This is a genomic window from Antarcticimicrobium luteum (assembly GCF_004358185.1).
GTDB classification, from domain to species: Bacteria; Pseudomonadota; Alphaproteobacteria; order Rhodobacterales; family Rhodobacteraceae; genus Antarcticimicrobium; species Antarcticimicrobium luteum.
The window spans coordinates 80487-99900 of record NZ_SMUV01000071.1 but is presented as its reverse complement, the minus strand read 5'-3'; the positions used below and the strand labels follow the sequence as shown (position 1 = coordinate 99900).

Below are 19414 nucleotides of genomic sequence, written 5' to 3'. Positions count from 1 at the left end.
ATGACCCCGACAGAGCGTGCGAAGAAATCCGCCGACGCCATGTGGGCCAATGACAACGCCTCGAAATGGGCGGGCATGGAAATCACCCATATTGACGAGGGCACCGCGACGCTGGACCTGACGGTCGAGGCGCACCACTGCAACGGCCACGCGATCTGCCATGGCGGCGTGATCTTCATGCTGGCCGACAGCGCCTTTGCCTTTGCCTGCAACAGCCGCAACCAATCCACCGTGGCGCAGCACAATCTGATAAACTTTCTTGCGCCGGGCAAGCAGGGCGACCGGCTGACGGCCCATGCGCGCGAGGTCAGCCTGACCGGGCGCAGCGGCATCTACGATGTGACCGTGACCAATCAGGATGGCCAGAGAATCGCGGAATTCCGGGGCATGTCCCGCGCGATCAAGGGCCATCTTTTCGACGAATGACCTGGTGAGGAGGACGCCATGAAGGACCTGACCCCGAACAAAGCCGACCTGGACCCGATCGAGATCGCCTCGCGCGACGAGATCGAGGCGCTGCAACTCGACCGTCTGAAATGGTCGCTGCGCCACGCCTATGACAACGTGCCGATGTACAAGCAGCGGTTCGACGCCGCCGGTGTGCATCCCGACGACCTCAAGTCACTGTCGGATCTGGCGAAATTCCCGTTCACCTACAAGAACGACCTGCGCGACAATTATCCGTTCGGCCTGTTCGCGGTGCCGCGCGAGCAGATCATGCGGCTGCATGCCTCCTCCGGCACCACCGGCAAGCCGACCGTTGTGGGCTACACCAGGACGGACATCGACAACTGGGCCGATCTGGTCGCGCGCTCCTTGCGCGCCTCGGGTCTGCGGGCGGGCGACATCGTGCACAACGCCTATGGCTATGGCCTGTTCACCGGCGGTCTCGGCGCCCACTACGGGATCGAGCGGCTGGGCGCCACCGTGGTGCCGATGAGCGGCGGGCAGACCGAAAAGCAAGTGACCCTGATCGACGATTTCAAACCCGACGGAATCATGGTCACGCCGTCCTACATGCTCAACATCCTCGAGCAGTTCCACAAGGCCGGGCTTGATCCGCGCGCCTGTTCGCTCTCGGTCGGCGTGTTCGGGGCCGAGCCGTGGACCGACGCCATGCGCAAGGAGGTCGAGCAGGCCTTTGACATGCACGCGGTCGACATCTACGGCCTCAGCGAAATCATGGGGCCGGGCGTGGCCAACGAATGCGTCGAGACCAAGGACGGCCCGGTGATCTGGGAGGACCACTTCTATCCCGAGATCATCAACCCCGAGACCGGCGAGCCGGTGGCCGATGGCGAGATGGGCGAGCTTGTCTTCACCACCCTCACGAAAGAGGGGCTGCCGATGATCCGTTATCGCACCCGCGACCTGACGCGTCTGCTGCCGGGCACCGCCCGGTCGATGCGGCGGATGGAAAAGATCACCGGGCGCAGCGACGACATGATCATCCTGCGCGGCGTCAACGTGTTCCCGACCCAGATCGAGGAACAGGTGGTCGCCACCGGCGGGTTGACGAACCATTTCCAGATCGAGCTTTATCGCTCGGGCCGCATGGATGCGATGCGCGTGTTCGTGGAATGCGCCGCCGATTCCACCGACGAGGCGTCCAAGACCGCTGCCGCACGGATGCTCTACAAACGGATCAAGGACGTGGTCGGCGTCTCCACCGAGATCGACGTCAAGGATCCCGGCGAGGTCGTCCGCAGCCAGGGCAAGGCCGTCCGCGTCATCGACAACCGCCCGAAGGAGTGACCCTTGGCCCGCACCATCGCCAAAGACCACGATCACAAACGCGCCCAGATCCTCAAATCGGCGGCCAAGGTGTTCGCCGAGGAGGGGTTCGACCGCGCGTCGATGACCAAGCTCGCGGGCGAGTGCGGGATCTCCAAGGCGAATATCTATCACTACTACGACAGCAAGGATGCGATCCTCTACGACATCCTGGACAGCTATCTGTCCGATCTCAGGGATCGCATCTTTGCCGTGAATACCGAGGGGCTGAGCCCCGAGGACCGGCTGCGCCGGGTGATCCGCGAGATCCTGCGTGCCTACAAGGGCGCCGATCACGAACACCAGGTTCAGATCAGTGCGCTTTCGGCCCTGCCGGAGGAGCAGCAGGACCAGATGCGTGCCTATCAGCGCGATATGGTCAAACTCATGGGCAGCTGCCTGCATGACGCGGCGCCCGAGGTGTTCGAGGCCGAGCCCGACAAGCTGCGTGGCGTCACCATGTCGGTCTACGGCATGCTGAACTGGTACTTCATGTGGAACTCCGACGCCGAGGCGCAGGAGCGCGACGATTACGCGGATCTGGTCTGTGACCTGACGCTGAAAGGGGTGCGCGGGATCTGAGGCGGGAGCGCCATCGTGCCCGGAATCGAGGCGCGCAGCGCCGCCGGGCAGCGCCCGACCGCCCCTATGGGCGGGCGCTACCTCACTGCCTGCGCTCAGAATTCACGCTCGATGTCTTGGCGACCATAAAGTGACGCTTCCACAGCGACGAAGCGCCCACCCGCGGTCGGGCGCTGCCCTCTTTCAGAGGTGGTGCAGGATCACGTCCCGATTGGTCACCGCCCAACGGCCTGATTGCCTCAGCTCATCAATATCCGCGAGGGCCGGCTCGCCTCCGATCACCCAGATCTCCTGCCAGTCCGGGAAGTGATCCTGAATGCCCCAGATCATGTGGCGCAGGGCGTCTTGCCGGGAGGTGTATCGCTCTGAAGAGAACAGGGCGCTGTTTTCCGCGAGCTTCGGCCTGTTCTGCTCGAACCAGATCCGGTTCGCCGGCGTGTCGACGATCCACAGCGCACCACTGGCTTCGCCTTCGTACGCGGTTTCAAGAATGGCTTTAATGATCATAGGGTAAGGGAAGGACATTCCGCCTCGGCGTCAAGCGTCATCAGGACCGCGCCTGTTCTGAAGCTACCCCACTTATTCACACACAAAACGAAACAACCCGGCACAAGGGCCGGGCTGCTCCATACTCAAGATGTGACCGGCCTCTTACGCCGGAATCGCCAACCCCAGCCGGGTCAGAACGGCGCCGGCCTCAGCCTCCCAACGCGCCTTCAGCTCGGCATTGCTCGCCCGCCGCAGCCCCATCGCCTTCAGGCTCTCCGCCTTGGTCGAGGTGGTGGAGCCGAAGCTCGCCGCCACCCGCGGCCACCAATAGGCGACGCTGTCCTGCAGGGCGGTTTCGCCACGCTGCATCAGCTTGATCACGCCCTCCTCGGCCAGTTCGGCATGGCGCGCCTCGATCGGCGCGATGGCGCGGAAGGCCTCGGCCAGCGGCTGGTAGGAGACCAACGAGAACTCGGCCATCTGCACCGCCACCGCGCGGCCCATCAGCAGGTTCATCACCACCGCGTCGGCCCAACCCTCCAGCGGGTAGTTGAACACGGCGAGCCGCATGTCCCGCTCGGTGCGCGAGGTGCCGATATCGGCGCCGCGCTCCAGCCTTGCCGCCCAGGGGTGGTGATTGGCATAGCGGTCGGTATCGGCGCCGAAATCGCCCATGATGCGCAGCACCCGGTCGGCGTTGTCGGTCTTTTCCAGCACGATCTTGGCGGCCGCGATCCGCTCCTTGATGCCGGGGCCCTCGTTGATGATGTCGGCGAAGCCCGCCGCGCCGGCCAGTTCGCTGTCGACAAAGGTCGCCATCAGCTTCATCAGCTCGGCGCGATAGCGTGGCGGCACGTTGGCCGGGTTGGTCAGAACCCCGCCCTGTGCGAGGTAACTCGCAATGCTCATGTCTTCGGCCATGGTCAGCCTCCCTTACTGGTCGTAATCGACCGTGACGGTATCGGTCAGCGGATAGGACTGGCACGACAGCACATAGCCCTTCTCGACCTCGTAGTCCTCCAGCGCGTGGTTGGCGACCATCTCGACCTCGCCCTCGATCACCCGGCAGCGGCAGGTCGAGCAGACCCCCGCCTTGCAGGCATAGGGCGCGTCCATCGCATTCTCCAGCGCGGCGTCGAGGATCGAGGTGTCCTTGCCCATGGTGATGGTCTGGGTCGCTCCGTCCAGCGTGATCGATGCCTTGGTCTGATTGGCGCCGCTGGCGGCGTCCTTGCTGACCGCCTTGCGCTTCAGCCGCCCCGGCTGGGCGCTGGCGAAAAGCTCGAACTTGATCTGGGCGTCGGTCAACCCATGCGCGCGCAGCGCCGCGGCGATGCCCAGCATCATCGGCTCGGGCCCGCAGATAAACGCCGTGTCGACGTTTTCGATGTCGATCCAGTGCTGGAACAGCTCGCCGCATTTCTCCTGCGTCACCAGGCCGGTGAACAGGTCGATGTCCTGCGCGTCGGTCTCGAGGATGTGGATGATGTTCAGCCGGCCCATGTAGAGGTTCTTGAGATCCTCCAGTTCTTCGCGGAACATGATCGTGTTCACGCCCTTGTTGGCATAGACCAGCGTGAACGAGGATTTCGGCTCGCGCGACAGGGTGGTCTTGAGGATCGACAGCACCGGGGTGATGCCCGAGCCACCGGCAAACCCAAGATAGCTCCGCTCGGCGTTCGGGTCGATCGGAGTGTGAAAGGTGCCCATCGGCGCCATCGCCTCGACCCGGTCGCCGACCTTCAGATCTTCGTTGGCCCAGGTCGAGAAGGCGCCGCCATCCACCCGCTTGATCCCCACCTGCAAGAGACCGTCGTCCTTGCCGGCGCAGATCGAGTAGCTGCGCCGCAGCTCCTCGCCGTCGAATTCGTGGCGGAAGGTCAGGTATTGGCCTTGGATGAAATCAAAGGCGGCCTCGTCGCCCTGCTGCGGTTTCAGCGTGACCACCACCGCGTCGCGGATGGTCTTGTGGATATCGGTCACGGTCAGATCGTGGAAACGCGCCATCTGCTTCTCCTCAGATGCACTTGAAATAATCGAAGGGTTCGAGACAGTCCTTGCAGCGCCAGGTGGCCTTGCAGGGGGTCGAGCCGAACTGGCTGACCTTCTCGACGTTCTCGGACCCGCAATGCGGGCATTGGTCCGGGCCACCGGCGGGCTGGGGCGGCGCGATGCCGTACTCCTCCAGCTTTGCGCGGCCCTGTTCCGACAGCCAGTCGGTGGTCCAGGCCGGCGACAGCTGGCGCTTCAGCTCGATCTGTTCGATGCCGTGGCCGCGCAGCGCGGTCTCGATATCGAGATTGATGATCGAGGTGGCGGGGCAGCCCGAATAGGTCGGCGTGACCGTCACGACCAGCGTGTCGCCTTGCCAGGCCACATCGCGGATGATGCCCAGATCGGTAAGCGAGATCACAGGGATCTCGGGGTCCGGGACGGCGGACAGCCAGTCCCAGACCTGATCGACGCTTGGATGTGTCATCGTTCTTACCAGCTGGCGCCGGGATAGGCCCGCTGCAGCCACTGCATCTGGGTCAGGATGTGGCCCAGATGTTCGGTATGCATCGCCCCGTTGCGCCCGCCCTTGTGGGCAAAACGGCTCTCGGGCATCTCCAGCGTCGCCTCGGCCAGCACCCGGCCAACCAGCGCATCGTATTCCTCACGCAGACCGGCCGGATCGGGGGCGATCCCGGCCTCGGCCATCGCCGCGTCGACCGCATCGCCGGCGAACATCTCGCCCACATAAGGCCACAGGTAGGCCAGCGCCGCCTCCATCCGCTGATGGCTTTCCTCGGTGCCGTCGCCCAGCGCCACCACCGTGTCGGCCGAGCGTTCCAGGTGATAGGCCACTTCCTTGCTGGCCTTCTCGGCAATGTCGGCGATGCGCTTGTCGCTGCTTTTCAGCAGCCGGGCCAGATAGACCGAATGCCAGGCGTCGAACAGGAATTGGCGCATCAGTGTGCGGCCGAAATCGCCGTTCGGCACCTCGGTCAGCAGCAGGTTGCGGAAATCCCAAGCGTCGCGAAGAAAGGCCAGCTGGTCCGCGTCGCGGCCCTTGCCCTCGACCTCGCCCGCAAGCCCCAGCCAGAGCTGGGTCTGACCGATCAGGTCCAGCGCGGTATTGGCCAGCGCGATATCCTCTTCCAGCACCGGCGCGTGGCCGCACCACTCGCTGACCCGGTGGCCCAGCACCAGGGTGCTGTCCCCCATCCGCAGGCAGAATTCAAACAGAGCCTCGTCCCGGGTCATTACATCGCCCCCACTTCGTCGGGGATGTCGAAAAAGGTCGGGTGGCGATAGACCTTGGATTCGCTCGGCTCATACAGCGGGCCCTTGTCGCTGGGCGAGGAGGCGGCGATGTGGCGCGCCTCGACCACCCAGATGCTCACGCCCTCGTTGCGGCGGGTATAGACGTCGCGGGCGTTCTTGATCGCCATCTCGGCATCGGGCGCGTGCAGGCTGCCGACGTGGCGGTGCGACATGCCGTGCTGGCCGCGGATGAATACTTCCCAAAGGGGCCATTCGTTTTTCATGGGGTCTCCTCCTGGCACCGGCCGGCTCTGCGCCGCGCCGGGAACTGGGTCTGGGGCCGGCGGGCCGGACTGCCCGCCGATCCGGTCACTTACTCACTTACTCTGCCGCGACCTTTGCGGCGGCTTTCTTGCGGGCATGGGCGAGCATGGCGTCGCGCACCCATTTGCCGTCGCTCCACGCCTCTTGGCGCGCGGTCAGCCGGTCGGTGTTGCACGGGCCGTTGCCCTTGAGCACGTCAAAGAATTCCTTCCAGTCGGGCTCGGAGAAATCGTAATGCCCGCGCTCCTCGTTCCACTTCAGGTTCTCGTCGGGAATGGTCAGGCCCAGATACTCTGCCTGCGGCACGGTCTGATCGACGAATTTCTGCCGCAGCTCGTCGTTGGTGTTGATCTTGATCCGCCAGGCCATCGACTGCCCGCTGTGCACCGACTCCTTGTCCGAGGGGCCGAACATCATCAGCGACGGATACCACAGCCGGTTGATCGCATCCTGGGCCATCCGCTTCTGCGCCTCGGTGCCCCGGGCCATCTTCATCATGATGTCATAGCCCTGGCGCTGGTGGAACGACTCTTCCTTGCAGATGCGGATCATCGCGCGGGAATAGGGCCCGAACGAGGTCCGCTGCAGCGGCACCTGATTCATGATCGCGGCGCCGTCGACCAGCCAGCCCACCGCGCCGATATCGGCCCAGGTCAGCGTCGGATAGTTGAAGATCGAGCTGTATTTCATCTTGCCCGAAAGCAGATCCTCGGTCAGCTCATCGCGGCTGACGCCCAGCGTTTCGGCGGCGCAGTAGAGATACAGGCCATGGCCCGCCTCGTCCTGCACCTTGGCCAGCAGGATCGCCTTGCGCTCCAGCGTCGGCGCGCGGGTGATCCAGTTGCCCTCGGGCAGCTGGCCGACGATTTCCGAATGCGCGTGCTGGCCGATCTGCCGGATCAGCGTGGCGCGGTAATCGTCGGGCATCCAGTCCTTGGGCTCGATCTTTTCGTTCGCATCGACGCGCGCCTGGAACTTGCGTTCCTCCTCGGTCATCTCCTCGGGGGATTTGACGCCGGTTCCGGCGGTCTTGATCATCTGTGCATACATCTCAGGTCTCCTCCCGGGGTTACACGCGTTCAAGGATCAGGGCGGCGCCCTGTCCAACTCCGACGCACATGGTGCAGAGCGCATAGCGCCCGCCGGTGCGTTTCAACTGATAGGCCGCCGTCATCACCAGCCGCGCGCCCGACATGCCCAGCGGGTGGCCGATGGCGATGGCGCCGCCGTTGGGGTTCACATGCGCCGCATCATCGGCCACGCCCAGCTCGCGCAGGGTGGCAAGGCCCTGGCTGGCAAAGGCCTCGTTCAACTCTATCACATCCATCTGCCCGATGGTGAGTCCGGCGCGCGCCAGCACCTTGCGGCTGGCGGGAACCGGCCCGATGCCCATCACGCGGGGCTGGACGCCGGCGGCGGCCATCGCCACCACGCGGGCGATCGGGGTCATCCCGTTCCTGGCCGCCGTGGCCTCATTGGCCAGCAGCAGCGCCGCGGCGCCGTCATTGACGCCCGAGGCGTTGCCGGCGGTCACGCTCAGATCGGGGCCGTTGACGCCGCGCAGCTTGGCGAGCTGTTCCGGCCCGGTGCCCGGGCGCGGATGCTCGTCGGTATCGACGACAAGCGGATCGCCCTTGCGTTGCGGGATGCTGACCGGGGTGATCTCCTCAGCAAAGACACCGGCGTCATGCGCGGCGGCCCAGCGGGCCTGGCTGCGGGCGGCGAAGGCGTCCTGATCGGCGCGGTTGATATTGTAATCGGCGGCCACGTTGTCGGCGGTCTGCGGCATCGAATCGACACCGTATTGCGCCTTCATCTTCGGGTTGACGAAACGCCAGCCGATTGTGGTGTCATAGACCGCATTGGCGCGGCTGAACGCCGTGGTCGCCTTGGGCATCACGAAGGGGGCGCGGCTCATGCTCTCGACCCCGCCGGCAATCGCCATGTCATAGTCGCCGGCGCGGATGGCGCGGGCGGCCATGCCGACGGCGTCCATGCCGCTGGCGCAAAGACGGTTCACCGTGGTGCCCGGCACCTCCACCGGCAGACCGGCCAGCAGGGCGGCCATGCGCGCGACGTTGCGGTTGTCCTCGCCGGCCTGATTGGCATCGCCATAAATCACGTCATCGAGGCTGGCCCAGTCGACCTGCGGGTTCCGCTCCATCAGCGCGGCGATCGGGATCGCGGCAAGGTCGTCGGTGCGGACCTGGGACAGCGCCCCGCCATAGCGTCCGATCGGGGTGCGTTGGGCGTCGCAGATGAAGGCGTCCATAGGTTCGGTTCTCCAGTCTTTCGGTTGTCAATAGGCGACCGATTGGTCGGTGATTACGACCGGAGATGATTCGGGGCAAGGGAAATGTAACGAAAAATCCGTTTTTTGAGATTTCGCGTAACGCGACCGCTCCGACCTCCTCCGATCCGTCCTGCCCAGTTCTGCGGACTCCGGCACGCCGGGGCAAGTGCAAATCCCGCGTCTGTGCCGACCGGCGCGACCGTACAAAACCGGCCCGAGACTCCCCAATTCGGGCTGGCGGTTTCGCCGCCGCGGTGGGATGAATGGGGCAGGCCTTCGCAGGGAAGGAACACCGATATGCCCCGTCTCGCCCCCGTCCTGCTGCTCGCCCTCGCGTTTGGCACCGCCGCGTCCGCGCCCCGCGCTCAGGTCGCGGACAGCTTTGCCACGCTCCCCTATCTGGCCGAGGTCGATCCCGACGCGGCGCTGAACAGGATCGCCGAACTGACCAGCGATCCAGGCCCCGATCCGCGCCCGATCTATGATCTTTATCGCATGGCGGCCGGGCTGCTGATCGAAGGCGGGCAGGTGGACCAGGCCGCCCAGGCCATCGCCAGACTTGCCGATCTTGCCGTGTCGAGCCGCGACTATCTGGGGTTCGACCCGCTGCCGGTCTATGCCGAGGCGGCGGCTCTGCTGAACGACACCGGGCAGGACAGGGCGGCGCGCGACAGCCTTCTGGCGATGTATGCCGAACAGCGCAGCTCTGGCGCCGCGCCGCAGGACCTGACCCGGACGGCAGATGAAATTGCCAGACTGTCCGAGGTGCTGGGCGTCGCCGCCCCGGCGCTGGCCGCGCCTCTGGCTGCGGAGAATTTCCAAACCATATCGGTCTATTACGCGACAGATCGCGGGATCAGCGGAGAGATCGACGCGCCGCTTTACTATGGGGACGGGCGCGGCGCGCCTGACTGGGGCGTTGCCACCGTGTCCCGCCCGGTCCGGCAGATGCCGCAGGATTATTCCAAATTGCGTGCGGTGCAGCCGATGGCACAGGCGGACTGGACCGCCCGGCTGGACGCCGCGTCGGGGCAGGGCACGCTGGTCTATGTGCCAGGCGCCGCCACCCGGTTCGAGCAGGCGGCGCGCCGGGCGGCGCTGATGGCGCAGGCGCTGGGCGGGGTGGAGCGACCGGTTCTGTTTTCCTGGCCGGCCTCGGGCTCGACGCTCGACTACATGGGCGACAGCGCCGCCGCCGGTGCCAGCGCCCGGATACTGGCGCGGATGCTCGCGGCGCTGGCGGCGCGTCCTGGCGCCCGCCCGCCGCATCTTCTGGCCGGAGGCATGGGCGCGCAGGTGCTGACCGACGCGCTCGAACTGATCGCCGCGCGCGGCGAAGCGGCCGGGCCGGACGGCGCGCCGCCGTTCGGACAGCTGATCCTCGCCGTGCCGGACGTGGATGCCGACCGGTTCCGCGGGCTGCTGCCGGTACTGCGGCCGCTGGTGCAGCGGATCACGCTCTACGCCTCGCAAACCGATGCTCAGATGGCGGTGCCGCGCAGGCTCTATGGTCCCGCCCTGCGCGCTGGCTGGGGCGGCGAGGCGACCCTGGTCGATCCGGCGGCGGACAGCATCGATCTTTCCATGCTGGAGGGCGACATGCTGACCGCGCCCGCCGTGCTGGCGGATATGGCGATGCTGTTGTGGAGAGATGCCGCGCCGGAACGGCGCTGTGGCCTGCGCCCGGAGCCGGGCGGGGCGGGCGACCCGCCGGTCTGGCGGCCTGCGGAGGCGATCTGTTCGGATCCGGCGCTGCTCGGCGTGCTGGCCCGGTTGCGGCAAGAGGATGCGCGGACGCATGATCGGGCGCTGGAGCTGTTGCGCGCCATGGTCCCGGATCCCGGTCGGCGCGCCGGGCTTGCCCGGGTGTTCTTGCGGCCTATGGCGCCCTGAGGCGCGGGCAGACCGGGGCGGCGACCGCCCCGGTTCTGGCATTAGGTCCTTTGGCGGTGGCCGGACTCAGATGCCGATGCGGTCGGCGAAGACGTAATACACGATGTGATCGCGATCGATGCCGCGCTTGGCCAGGTCCTCGTCGCTCAGCGATTGCAGGCGGCGGATTTCGTCGATCCGCGAATTTGCGACCGCGACGCGTTCCATCCAGGCCATGAACCCGTGACCGAAGGCCACAAAGGGGCGGAGAATGGAAAAGCCGGCGCTGGGCTGTGTCGAAATATGTGCCATTTGATTCCTCAATAGAGTTTGTCGCATTGGCCTCCCTTGCTCTCATAATTGGTCATAATTGCTGACATGACTAGAGGGCGCCGCCACATATCCGCCTTGCAATTGCTGCAACGCAGCGTTCCCGTAACGCCCTAAATTGCATCAGAAAAAGAAAAGACCCCGCCGAAAGGGCGGGGTCACGTATCGCGGGGCATCAGGGTGCGGATCAGCGCCAATAATCGTCATGCGCGACAAAGCGCGCGATGTCGCCACGGCGCAGGCCGCGCGCGGTCAACTCGTCGTCGGTCAGTTCCGACAACGCGGTGATCTGTCGGGCGCGCGACAGGCTGTCGCCCAGAGCGCCGAACAGAATTTTGAAGGGAAAGGCAAGGCGCGGCAGCGGGGCCGGTGCGGCGAGGGTGGTATAGGCCATCTGAAAGATCCTGCGAATGCGTGCTGTTCTATGTTCGCAGCAAACATATGCTGCACCTGCAGCATCGGCCAGAGATCCGGGCGCATAGCCGCTGTGCGCCCGGTGCAAGGCGCGCGGCGGCGGACCCCCGGGGCGTCCCGGCCGGTCCGCCTCAGGCCCCTGTCGTGCCCATGTCAGGCCTTGAAGACGTCGTCCACCGGCACCTTCATGCCATTGGCCAGCGCGTTGGTCTGGCTGGCCATGCCGACCACCGCCAAAAGCTCGCCGTACATCTCGGGTGTCATCCCCTTGGTCCGCGCCGCGGCGGTGTGGGAATGGATGCAGTAATCGCAGTTGTTGATGATCGAGACCGCGACATAGAGCATCTCCTTGACCAGCGGATCCAGCGCGCCGGGCGCCATCACCGGTTTCAGCCGGTCCCAGGTGGCGCGCAGCAGGGCCGGGTCGTGGGCCAGAGCGCGCCAGAAATTGTTGACGTAATCGGTGCCGCGCGCCGCGCGGATCTCGTTGAAGACGGCCAGCGCCTCGGCGCTGGCCTCCTCGTCGGTCAGAAGACGGACAGTTCCCATGTCACACCATCGCAAAGATGCGGGCCGGGCCGCCGCTGCCGCCGCGATGGGTCGGCGCGCCCACCACCAGCGTCGCGCCGCTGGCCGGAACCTTGTCGAGGTTGGCCAGGCATTCGATTCCGTATCGGTTGGTCGGCAGCCAGGCGTAATGGGTGGCGAAATCGCCGGACGGGCCGAAGTCCAGCGACAGGGTGTCGACGCCGATCGCCACCGCACCGGTCTCTTCGATCAGCATCTTTGCCGCCTCGACGTGAAAGCCGGGGAAATGCATCTTGCCCTCGCCGTCGGCGTTGCGGAACCCGGCCTCGCCGCTCTTGGGCGCCCAGCCCGAATGCATCGCCACGCAGGCGCCGTCGGGGATCGGGCCGTTGGCGGCGATCCAGGCGGTGATGTCCTCGGGCGTGACCTGGGCATCGGCGTCCTCGGCGGCCCGCGCGGCGATGTCGATCACCGCCAGCGGGCAGACAAGGTTGCTGACCGGGATCTCGTTCACCGCCTGGCCGTCGGCCGAGAAATGCAGCGGGGCGTCGACATGGGTGCCGGTGTGCTCGTTGATGGCGAGGTTGAACAGGTTGAACCCGTGTTCCTTGAAATTGAAGGCCTGTTCCGCGGAAAAGCCCGGCTGCCCGAAATAGGTGGGAAAGGCATCGTCATAGGCATGGGTCATATCGACCACACCGCCGTGCCCGGCCGCCATCGCCGGGGTGGTCGTGCCGCTGGCAAGGGTGGCCGCGGCGGCGGCACCGACCACGCTGGCGGCGCCGCCGGACAAAAAGCCGCGGCGCGACAGCATCCTGTCCTTGACCGCGTTGATCACGCAAAGATCGCACATCTTCAGTCTCCATTCGCTGTTGGGTCTTTTTTTCTGGCATGGCCGGATCGTTCGGAGTCCGGCCCGGGGGCGAGCATAGCACGCGATTTCTCATGCGTCTGCAATGTCTTCGGGTTGTGGCGGCGGGCGCGCGCTGGCGAATTGCGCCTGGGCGCGGGGCGCTTTAACCTGCCCCGAACTGAGAGGGGCGCAGCCATGGCCGGACAGACGGAACAGGTCCTCAACGCGGTGCTGGACGACATTGACACCGGCCGGCTGAACCCCGGCGACGTGCTGGAGGAGGCGCCGCTGATGGCGGCGCACGGGGTGTCGCGCACGCCGGTGCGCGAGGCGTTCATCCAGCTTGAGACCGCCGGTCTGATCAAGCGTCTGCCGCGCAAGGGCGCGGTTGTGTTCAAGCCGACGCTGGAGGAGTTTCTGGGCATCCTCGAAGTTCACATCCGGTTGGAGGGGCAGGCAGCCGGGCTGGCCGCGCGGCGGATGTCGGCGGCGCAGGCCCGGGCGCTGGAAAAGGTCGTTCTGGCCTGCGAGGTTCATGCGCGCGACAAGGGCGATGGCGATCCCGACGGTTACTATCAGCTCAACCTGCGGTTCCACGAGGCGGTGGCGCTGGCCTCGGGCAACCCGTTTCTAGTCGAGATGATCAAGACCAACGCGCGCAAGTTGATGGCCTATTATCGGGCGCAATATCGCTATCCCGGTGAAATCGCCGCCTCGGCCCGGGACCACCGCGACATCGCCGATCTGATTGCGGCGCACGACCGCGAGGCGGCCGAGGCGGCGATGATCGCGCATATGGAGTTCGATCAGGCGACGGTGATGGACCTGTTGGCGGCGCTGGGCTGAGACGCGCCCGGTGCCGATCCCCGCTCCGGTGCCCGATTTGAGCATTTGAGCAAAGAAGAGGGGCGCGGGCCCGGCGGCGATGCCCGCGGTCAGTCCCGGGCGGCCTGCTCAAAGAAGCGAGCGACGGTTTCGGCGAAAACGGTTCTGTCGGCCGGTTCGGCCAGCGAGGCCCGGGCCTTTGCCGCCAGTTCCGGGCCAAGAGCGCCGGCCATTTCCTCGGTCAGGGCGGCGATGAAGCCGGGCGTCATCTCCGGGTGGTGCTGGGTGGTGTAGACGGTGGCGTCGATGGCAAAGCCCGAGACCGGGCATCCCTCGGACCAGCTGAGCGGGATGGCACCCTCGGGCAGGGCGGTGACCTGTTCGACGTGGCTGCCGTAGAGGTTGACGGTATCGGGCAGGTCGCGCGCCCAGTCGGGGCGGGCCAGCGTCTCGTTGCGGATCAGCCCGTGGAACCAGCCGCCGGGGTTGTTGCCGATCTCGCCCCCCAGCGCCAGCGCGATGGCCTGATGGCCGAAACAGGCGCCGAACAGCGGCAGGCCTGCCGCATGCATCGCCCGGATCAGCTCCAGCAGACGTTCCGTCCATTCCGCGCCGGAGCGGACCGAGGCCGGGCTGCCGGTGATGATCGCACCGTCGAAACGCATCAGGTTGTCGGGGAACACGCCGTCCTTCACCGCGAACACCTCGAGCGTCCAGTCGGGGCGGACAAGGTGGATCAGGTCGGTGAACTTCTGGCCGTCCTTCGGGTGGCGCTGAGAAAATGCGCTTTCATCCGTATTCGTCATCAGGATGGCCAGGTGCATGAGATCGCTCGCGAGTTTTATGTTTACATATTTATAGGCTCTTTTAATATACACATGTTAATTGCTGCGGGAAAGCCCTCATGACTCTCTGGACGCCGACGGACGACGGCTATGCCGATCTGACCAGCCACGACACATTCGAGCGCGGCGCGCCGCACAATACCTTTGCCCGGCTCAGGCGCGAGGATCCGCTGCACTGGACCGAATACAAGGACGGGCAGGATTTCTGGTCGGTGACCCGCCAGGCCGATATCGCCGAGATGAACAAGAACACCGCCGTGTTCTCCTCGGCGCGCGGCATCCGGATGGAGGATCAGAGCTATGAGGAGTATCTGGCCCGCCGCACCTTTCAGGAGACCGACCCGCCGGAGCACACCCAGACCCGGATGCTGCTGATGCGGGCGTTTTCGCGCACGGTGATGGCGCAGTACGAGGAGGAAATCCGCGCGCTCTGCTGCGACATTCTGGATGCCGCGCTGGAAAAAGGCAGCTTCGACGCCACGAAAGAAATCGCGCGGCAACTGCCGATGCGGATGCTGGGCCGGGTGCTGGGCCTGCCCGAGGCGGATCTGCCCTGGCTGGTGGAGAAGGGCGACGCGCTGATCGCCAACACCGACCCCGATTTCACCACCCACGTCCTCGACAGGATGGAGACGGACGAGTTCCGCATGATGCCGTTCAACTCTCCCGCCGGGGCCGAGCTTTATGCCTATGCCAAAGATCTGATGGCGGCCAAGGAGGCGGCCGGAGATACCGAAGGCGTGTTGAACCTGATCCGCCAGCCGGCCAAGGACGGATCGGTCATTTCCGAGACGGAGTTTCGCAATTTCTTCTGCCTGCTGGTGGCCGCCGGCAACGATACCACCCGCTATTCCATCGCCGCCGGTATCCAGGCGCTGTGCCATCAGCCCGAGTTGCTGGGCCAGATGCGCGAGGGCGGCGATGTTTGGGAGACGGCGCCGGACGAGATCATCCGCTGGGCCACGCCGGCGCTCTATTTCCGGCGCACCGCGCTTACCGATTACCAGATGCACGGCAAGACGATCCGGGCGGGCGACAAGGTGCTCTACTGGTTCTCATCGGCCAACCGGGACGAGACGGTGTTCGACGATCCGTTCCGGGTGAACCTCCATCGCACGCCCAACCGTCACATGAGCTTCGGTCAGGGCGGGCCGCATGTCTGCCTGGGCATGTGGCTGGCGCGGCTGGAGGTGCGGGTGCTGTTCCAGGAGCTTGCCAAGCGGCTGAAATCCATCGAACCTGCGGGCCCGCACAAGTTTTTGCGGTCCAATTTTGTCGGCGGCATCAAGCAACTGCCCGTCACCGTGACCCTGGCCTGAGGAGAGCCCGATGAAAGACCGCCTGCGCGCGCTTTATTGCGATCACCTGAGCATCATGCGCGGCAAGATGCTGCCCAACCACAAGATCGGCGACGACAGCACGCGGTTCTGCCGTTCGACCTTCGGGGTGCATTACGACCGCGACCTGCTGAACGCGCCGGGCGCGATGACCTATCAGGGCCTGCCCGACATGGAGCTGAAATGGCGCCATGACGACATCCGTCAGGGCTGGGATCCGCACACCCAGATCGTGCTGGGCGATCTCTACGACGATGCGGGCGAACCGCTGAGCCTGTGTCCGCGCGGCGCGCTGAAACGCGCGGTCGCGGCCTGGGAGGCGCGCGGTCTGACGCCCAAGGTCGGGATCGAGCTGGAGGCCTTCGCGCTTCAGGCCGACGAGAACGGGCGGCTGGAACCCTATGACGCGCCCGGCGGGGTGGTCTATGGCACCGGCCCCTTTGCCGATCCGTTGCGGTTCAACGACCGGATCTGGGAGATGGCCGAGGATCTGGGCTTTTCCCTCGACATGATCACGGCGGAATACGACACGCCGCAGTTCGAATACACGCTGACCTTCGACAACGCGGTCAAGGCGGTGGACGACATCGTGCTGTTCCGCCTGATGGCGCGCGAGATCGCGCTGGAATACGGCATTATCCTGACCTTCATGCCCAAGCCGATCGCCGGGGCCGGCGGGTCGGGCATGCACATCAACTTCTCCTTCGTGGACGAGACAGGGGGCAATGCGCTCTCCTCCGGGCCCAAGGGGGGGCCGGACCACATGAACGATCTGGCGCGGGGATGCCTGGCCGGGCTGCTCCATCATCACAAGGGGCTGGCGGGGCTGATCGCGCCCACCGCCAATTCCTACATGCGGCTGCAACCCGGCTCGCTCTCCGGGTTCTGGCGCAACTGGGGCGGCGATCACCGCAACGTCACCACGCGGATCTCGTCCGAGGGCGGGGCCAAGGCGCGGCTGGAGCATCGCACGGCGGACGCCAGCGCCAACCCCTACACCGCCGTGGCGGCGGTCCTGCACGCGGCGCGGCTGGGGGTCGAGAACGACTATGACCTGCCCCCTATCGAGACCGGCGACGGGTTCGAGAAGACGGACGCGAAAGAGGGCACCGCGACCGACCTGAAGGGCGCGATGAACGATCTGGAACAGGACACCACTCTCGCCGAGGCGGTGGGGGCGGAGCTGGTCGCCAACCACGTCTTCATGAAGCGCAAGGAGGTGCAGAAGACCCGCGACCTCGAGGGTGAGGCGCTGCGCGATTTCTACGTCTATTTCATCTGAGGGGCCGCTGATGAACGTCACATGGAAACTACCCGAAGGCGGCGAGATCAGCGCCGAGGTCGCAAACGGTCTGACCCTGATGGAGGCCGCCGTCGCCAATGACGTCCCGGGGGTGATTGGTGAATGCGGCGGCTGCCTGAGCTGCGCGACCTGTCATGTCTATGTGGATGAAGGTTGGCGCGACAAGGTTGGCGGGCCCGGCGAAACCGAGGACGTGATGCTTGATATGGTGGCGGGGGAGCGGACGGACGCCAGCCGGCTGAGTTGCCAGATCGAGACATCGGAGGCCCTGGACGGGCTGGTTCTGATCGTTCCGGCGGTCTGACGCCCCCCGGGGGCGATGAAACCGGCAGGTGATGCAAAGCGGACTCGCCCCGGCACCTTTGCTGGGGCGGCAGGGCGCGCCCGCTTGCTTTCCCCCGGCGGGGACAACAGGATGCCCCTCAACGCAGAAAATGGGCGCGCCATGACCGAGCAGACAAATTCGCCTGAAATCGCCGCCGAATGCCTCGGCGTCAAAGTGCCCGCCTCGCCCTTTTTACATGACAAGCGGATCGAGCGGATCAACGCTGCGCAATACGAGGGGCTGGAGATGGCCGGCGCGCTGCATGTGGTGCGCCCCGATGACGTGGTGCTGGAGATCGGCGCCGGAATCGGGCTGGTCGGCGCGGTGATCGCGGCCAATGCCAAACCGCGCGAGGTGCTCTCGTTCGAGGCCAACCCCGAGTTGATCCCGGCGATCGAGGCGCTTTATTCCGCCAATGACCTGGGCGGGCGCATCTCGGTCCGCAACGCGGTGCTGGTCAGCGCGCCGGACCGGCCCGAATCCATGACCTTTCATCTGCACAGCAGTTACCTCGGCTCGTCCCTGATCGAGCCGGCCGGACGGGAAAGCCGCAAGGTCGAGGTCCCGACCGAGAGCTTTTCCGGTGTCTGCGCCGAGTTGAAGCCCACGGTTCTGGTGATGGATATAGAGGGTGGAGAGCAGGAGATCCTGCGCCATGCGGACCTGACCGGCTTTCGTGCGATGGTATTGGAATTCCACCCCCAGGCCTATGGCATCGGCGGTATGCGCGAGTGCAAGAACATCCTGCGCGCGGCGGGCTTTGAGCGGATCGCCGAGAAATCGACCCGCACGGTCTGGACCTGCGAACGCGCCGAGACAGGCAAGGCGGACGCGGAGGGCTGAGGCCCCTCGTTGGATACAGACTTCGCTCACCCAATGGAGCAAGCCGGTCAGGCCGGCTTCAGGGTATTACGAAGATGCCCTTTGCCTCAGTGACAACGCCCGCCGCCAAGCGCGGCGCGCAGCGTCTCGCGGGGCGTCTGCCCGAACCGCGCGTGATAGCATTGCGAAAACCGGCCCAGATGGGTGAACCCCCACTCCGAGGCGATGTCGGTCACCGTCGCTCCGGGCCGTGCCGCCATCAGCGCCTGATGCACCCTGTCCAGCCGCCGATCGCGCAAGAAACTCAGCGGCGTCGTGCCGCGAAACTGCCGGAACGCCATCTGCAGACTGCGCGCGCTGGTGCCGGCGGCGCGGGCGATTTCCTCGACCGTCAGCGGCTGGTCGAGCCGGGCCTCGATAAACTCTTCGGCGCGCCGCAGCTTGTATGGCGCGGCCGATCCCGCCGGGCGGCCCAGGAACCCGGAATAGTTATTGTCCAGCGCCTCGATCAGCCCGGTCATCAGGGTGCTTTCGATCTGGCGGTTCATCAGCCCCGCCTGTCCGAAACTCGACCGTCCGGCGTCGATTTCCTGCACCAGATGCAGCACGAATTGCCGCAGCGCCATGCCCGGCCCTTGGCATAGGTCGAGCGGACCGTTGAACTTCAGCGGTCGGTCCATCTGCGCGCCCAGCAGATCGGACAGCAGCCGTTGCAGCGCGATGCGGTCGATCTGCACCAGCACTTGCCGGGTGCCGCCCGCCCAGGTCATCGCGGTGGGTTTGTGCGGGTTCAGAACCGCCGCCGCGGTGGGGTCCGAGGCATAGCGGTCGGCCCCGTTGGCGATCTGCGCCCCGCCGCTCAGCGGGATCTGAATCAGATAGAAACTGCCCAGTTCGCCCGGTTCGATCCGGGTCTGGGCGCCATATTCCATGTAGTTGAGCGACAACCGCTCGCCGCGGATGTGGTTGTGCCGGGCGTCCACCGGGGCACGCCCCAGGGTCTCCAGACGATGGGGGCAGAACACCTGCGCCACCCGGTCGCGGGTTTCGTCCAGATCGTGGCTGCGAAACAACTGATGCGCCGCAAGCGGCACCGGGTTCGCCAATGTGCCCATCTTACTCCCCAAGCATCCCCGGCAGGAGAATTGCGGGATGCTAGCAGGCAAAACGTCGCGGCGTCAAAAAGATTCGTTTTCCGGATAGGGGCTGCGCCGAGCGGATAGCCGGAAGCGAGGCGAACGGGCAGATTTATT

23 protein-coding genes are annotated in these 19414 nt (G+C 65.7%); 9 read left to right on the top strand and 14 right to left on the bottom strand.

Annotated elements, in window-relative coordinates; translation table 11 throughout:
- Genes paaI through E1832_RS16230 form a run of 3 tightly spaced genes read left to right on the top strand, consistent with a single transcriptional unit; the run spans position 1 to position 2355 of the window.
- Positions 1 to 426, top strand: a complete 426-nt coding sequence (gene paaI, locus E1832_RS16240; protein ID WP_133360826.1) for a hydroxyphenylacetyl-CoA thioesterase PaaI — start codon at positions 1 to 3, stop codon at positions 424 to 426.
- Positions 427 to 444: 18 nt separating this feature from the next.
- The gene (gene paaK, locus E1832_RS16235; RefSeq protein ID WP_133360825.1) at positions 445 to 1755 is read left to right on the top strand and encodes a phenylacetate--CoA ligase PaaK; all 1311 of its coding nucleotides are present in this window, start codon (positions 445 to 447) and stop codon (positions 1753 to 1755) included.
- Positions 1756 to 1758: 3 nt separating this feature from the next.
- Positions 1759 to 2355 (top strand): TetR/AcrR family transcriptional regulator, encoded by a 597-nt coding sequence (locus E1832_RS16230; RefSeq protein WP_133360824.1) that lies wholly within the window; start codon positions 1759 to 1761, stop codon positions 2353 to 2355.
- 183 nt (positions 2356 to 2538) lie between these two features.
- Here E1832_RS16230 and E1832_RS16225 read toward each other — a convergent pair whose 3' ends face one another.
- From E1832_RS16225 to pcaF, 8 genes are all read right to left on the bottom strand, one after another.
- On the bottom strand, positions 2539 to 2862 hold the full coding sequence (locus tag E1832_RS16225) for a hypothetical protein (RefSeq protein ID WP_133360823.1): 324 nt from the start codon (positions 2860 to 2862) through the stop codon (positions 2539 to 2541).
- Positions 2863 to 3006: 144 nt separating this feature from the next.
- Positions 3007 to 3765: a Phenylacetic acid catabolic protein gene (locus tag E1832_RS16220; protein WP_133360822.1), complete on the bottom strand. Its 759-nt coding sequence runs from the start codon at positions 3763 to 3765 to the stop codon at positions 3007 to 3009.
- 12 nt (positions 3766 to 3777) lie between these two features.
- A complete protein-coding gene (locus E1832_RS16215) occupies positions 3778 to 4851 on the bottom strand; it encodes a 2Fe-2S iron-sulfur cluster-binding protein (protein WP_133360821.1) in 1074 nt (357 codons plus the stop codon).
- 10 nt (positions 4852 to 4861) lie between these two features.
- Positions 4862 to 5323: a 1,2-phenylacetyl-CoA epoxidase subunit PaaD gene (gene paaD / locus E1832_RS16210; RefSeq protein ID WP_133360820.1), complete on the bottom strand. Its 462-nt coding sequence runs from the start codon at positions 5321 to 5323 to the stop codon at positions 4862 to 4864.
- A gap of 5 nt (positions 5324 to 5328) precedes the next feature.
- Positions 5329 to 6090: a 1,2-phenylacetyl-CoA epoxidase subunit PaaC gene (gene paaC / locus E1832_RS16205; RefSeq protein WP_133360819.1), complete on the bottom strand. Its 762-nt coding sequence runs from the start codon at positions 6088 to 6090 to the stop codon at positions 5329 to 5331.
- A complete protein-coding gene (gene paaB, locus E1832_RS16200; protein WP_093027842.1) occupies positions 6090 to 6374 on the bottom strand; it encodes a 1,2-phenylacetyl-CoA epoxidase subunit PaaB in 285 nt (94 codons plus the stop codon). Before paaB ends, paaC begins: the two co-directional genes overlap by 1 nt.
- Positions 6375 to 6471: 97 nt before the next feature.
- Entirely contained in the window at positions 6472 to 7464 is a 993-nt protein-coding gene (gene paaA / locus E1832_RS16195; RefSeq protein WP_133360818.1) for a 1,2-phenylacetyl-CoA epoxidase subunit PaaA, read from the bottom strand.
- A gap of 19 nt (positions 7465 to 7483) precedes the next feature.
- Positions 7484 to 8686 carry a 3-oxoadipyl-CoA thiolase gene (pcaF, locus tag E1832_RS16190; protein ID WP_133360817.1) on the bottom strand — a complete coding sequence of 401 codons (1203 nt, stop codon included), beginning with the start codon at positions 8684 to 8686 and terminating at the stop codon, positions 7484 to 7486.
- A gap of 318 nt (positions 8687 to 9004) precedes the next feature.
- Between pcaF and E1832_RS16185 the strand changes: the two genes are divergently transcribed.
- Positions 9005 to 10600, top strand: coding sequence for an alpha/beta hydrolase (locus E1832_RS16185; protein WP_133360816.1), 1596 nt, complete (start codon positions 9005 to 9007; stop codon positions 10598 to 10600).
- 66 nt (positions 10601 to 10666) lie between these two features.
- On the opposite strand, the gene E1832_RS16180 is transcribed toward E1832_RS16185, so the two are convergent.
- The 4 genes from E1832_RS16180 to E1832_RS16165 form a co-directional block, all read right to left on the bottom strand.
- Positions 10667 to 10891 (bottom strand): hypothetical protein, encoded by a 225-nt coding sequence (locus E1832_RS16180; protein ID WP_133360815.1) that lies wholly within the window; start codon positions 10889 to 10891, stop codon positions 10667 to 10669.
- A gap of 205 nt (positions 10892 to 11096) precedes the next feature.
- Positions 11097 to 11303 carry a DUF1127 domain-containing protein gene (locus E1832_RS16175; protein WP_133360814.1) on the bottom strand — a complete coding sequence of 69 codons (207 nt, stop codon included), beginning with the start codon at positions 11301 to 11303 and terminating at the stop codon, positions 11097 to 11099.
- Between the two features lie 173 nt (positions 11304 to 11476).
- Positions 11477 to 11872 carry a carboxymuconolactone decarboxylase family protein gene (locus E1832_RS16170; RefSeq protein ID WP_133360813.1) on the bottom strand — a complete coding sequence of 132 codons (396 nt, stop codon included), beginning with the start codon at positions 11870 to 11872 and terminating at the stop codon, positions 11477 to 11479.
- A 1-nt stretch (position 11873) separates the two neighbouring features.
- Positions 11874 to 12704, bottom strand: coding sequence for a cyclase family protein (locus E1832_RS16165; protein ID WP_133360812.1), 831 nt, complete (start codon positions 12702 to 12704; stop codon positions 11874 to 11876).
- Positions 12705 to 12899: 195 nt separating this feature from the next.
- On the opposite strand from E1832_RS16165, the gene E1832_RS16160 reads away from it, so the two are divergent.
- Complete coding sequence (locus tag E1832_RS16160) at positions 12900 to 13550, top strand: GntR family transcriptional regulator (RefSeq protein WP_133360811.1); 651 nt, start codon at positions 12900 to 12902, stop codon at positions 13548 to 13550.
- Between the two features lie 89 nt (positions 13551 to 13639).
- Here E1832_RS16160 and E1832_RS16155 read toward each other — a convergent pair whose 3' ends face one another.
- Positions 13640 to 14335 carry a type 1 glutamine amidotransferase gene (locus E1832_RS16155; protein ID WP_245514014.1) on the bottom strand — a complete coding sequence of 232 codons (696 nt, stop codon included), beginning with the start codon at positions 14333 to 14335 and terminating at the stop codon, positions 13640 to 13642.
- Positions 14336 to 14433: 98 nt separating this feature from the next.
- Between E1832_RS16155 and E1832_RS16150 the strand changes: the two genes are divergently transcribed.
- The 4 genes from E1832_RS16150 (at position 14434) to E1832_RS16135 (ending at position 18182) form a co-directional block, all read left to right on the top strand.
- Positions 14434 to 15693 (top strand): cytochrome P450, encoded by a 1260-nt coding sequence (locus tag E1832_RS16150; protein WP_133360809.1) that lies wholly within the window; start codon positions 14434 to 14436, stop codon positions 15691 to 15693.
- Between the two features lie 10 nt (positions 15694 to 15703).
- Entirely contained in the window at positions 15704 to 16993 is a 1290-nt protein-coding gene (locus tag E1832_RS16145; protein ID WP_133360808.1) for a type I glutamate--ammonia ligase, read from the top strand.
- Positions 16994 to 17003: 10 nt separating this feature from the next.
- Entirely contained in the window at positions 17004 to 17318 is a 315-nt protein-coding gene (locus tag E1832_RS16140) for a 2Fe-2S iron-sulfur cluster-binding protein (protein ID WP_133360807.1), read from the top strand.
- Positions 17319 to 17459: 141 nt separating this feature from the next.
- Complete coding sequence (locus E1832_RS16135) at positions 17460 to 18182, top strand: FkbM family methyltransferase (RefSeq protein WP_133360806.1); 723 nt, start codon at positions 17460 to 17462, stop codon at positions 18180 to 18182.
- 86 nt (positions 18183 to 18268) lie between these two features.
- Here E1832_RS16135 and E1832_RS16130 read toward each other — a convergent pair whose 3' ends face one another.
- Complete coding sequence (locus E1832_RS16130) at positions 18269 to 19276, bottom strand: AraC family transcriptional regulator (protein ID WP_133360805.1); 1008 nt, start codon at positions 19274 to 19276, stop codon at positions 18269 to 18271.
- Positions 19277 to 19414 lie beyond the last annotated feature (138 nt).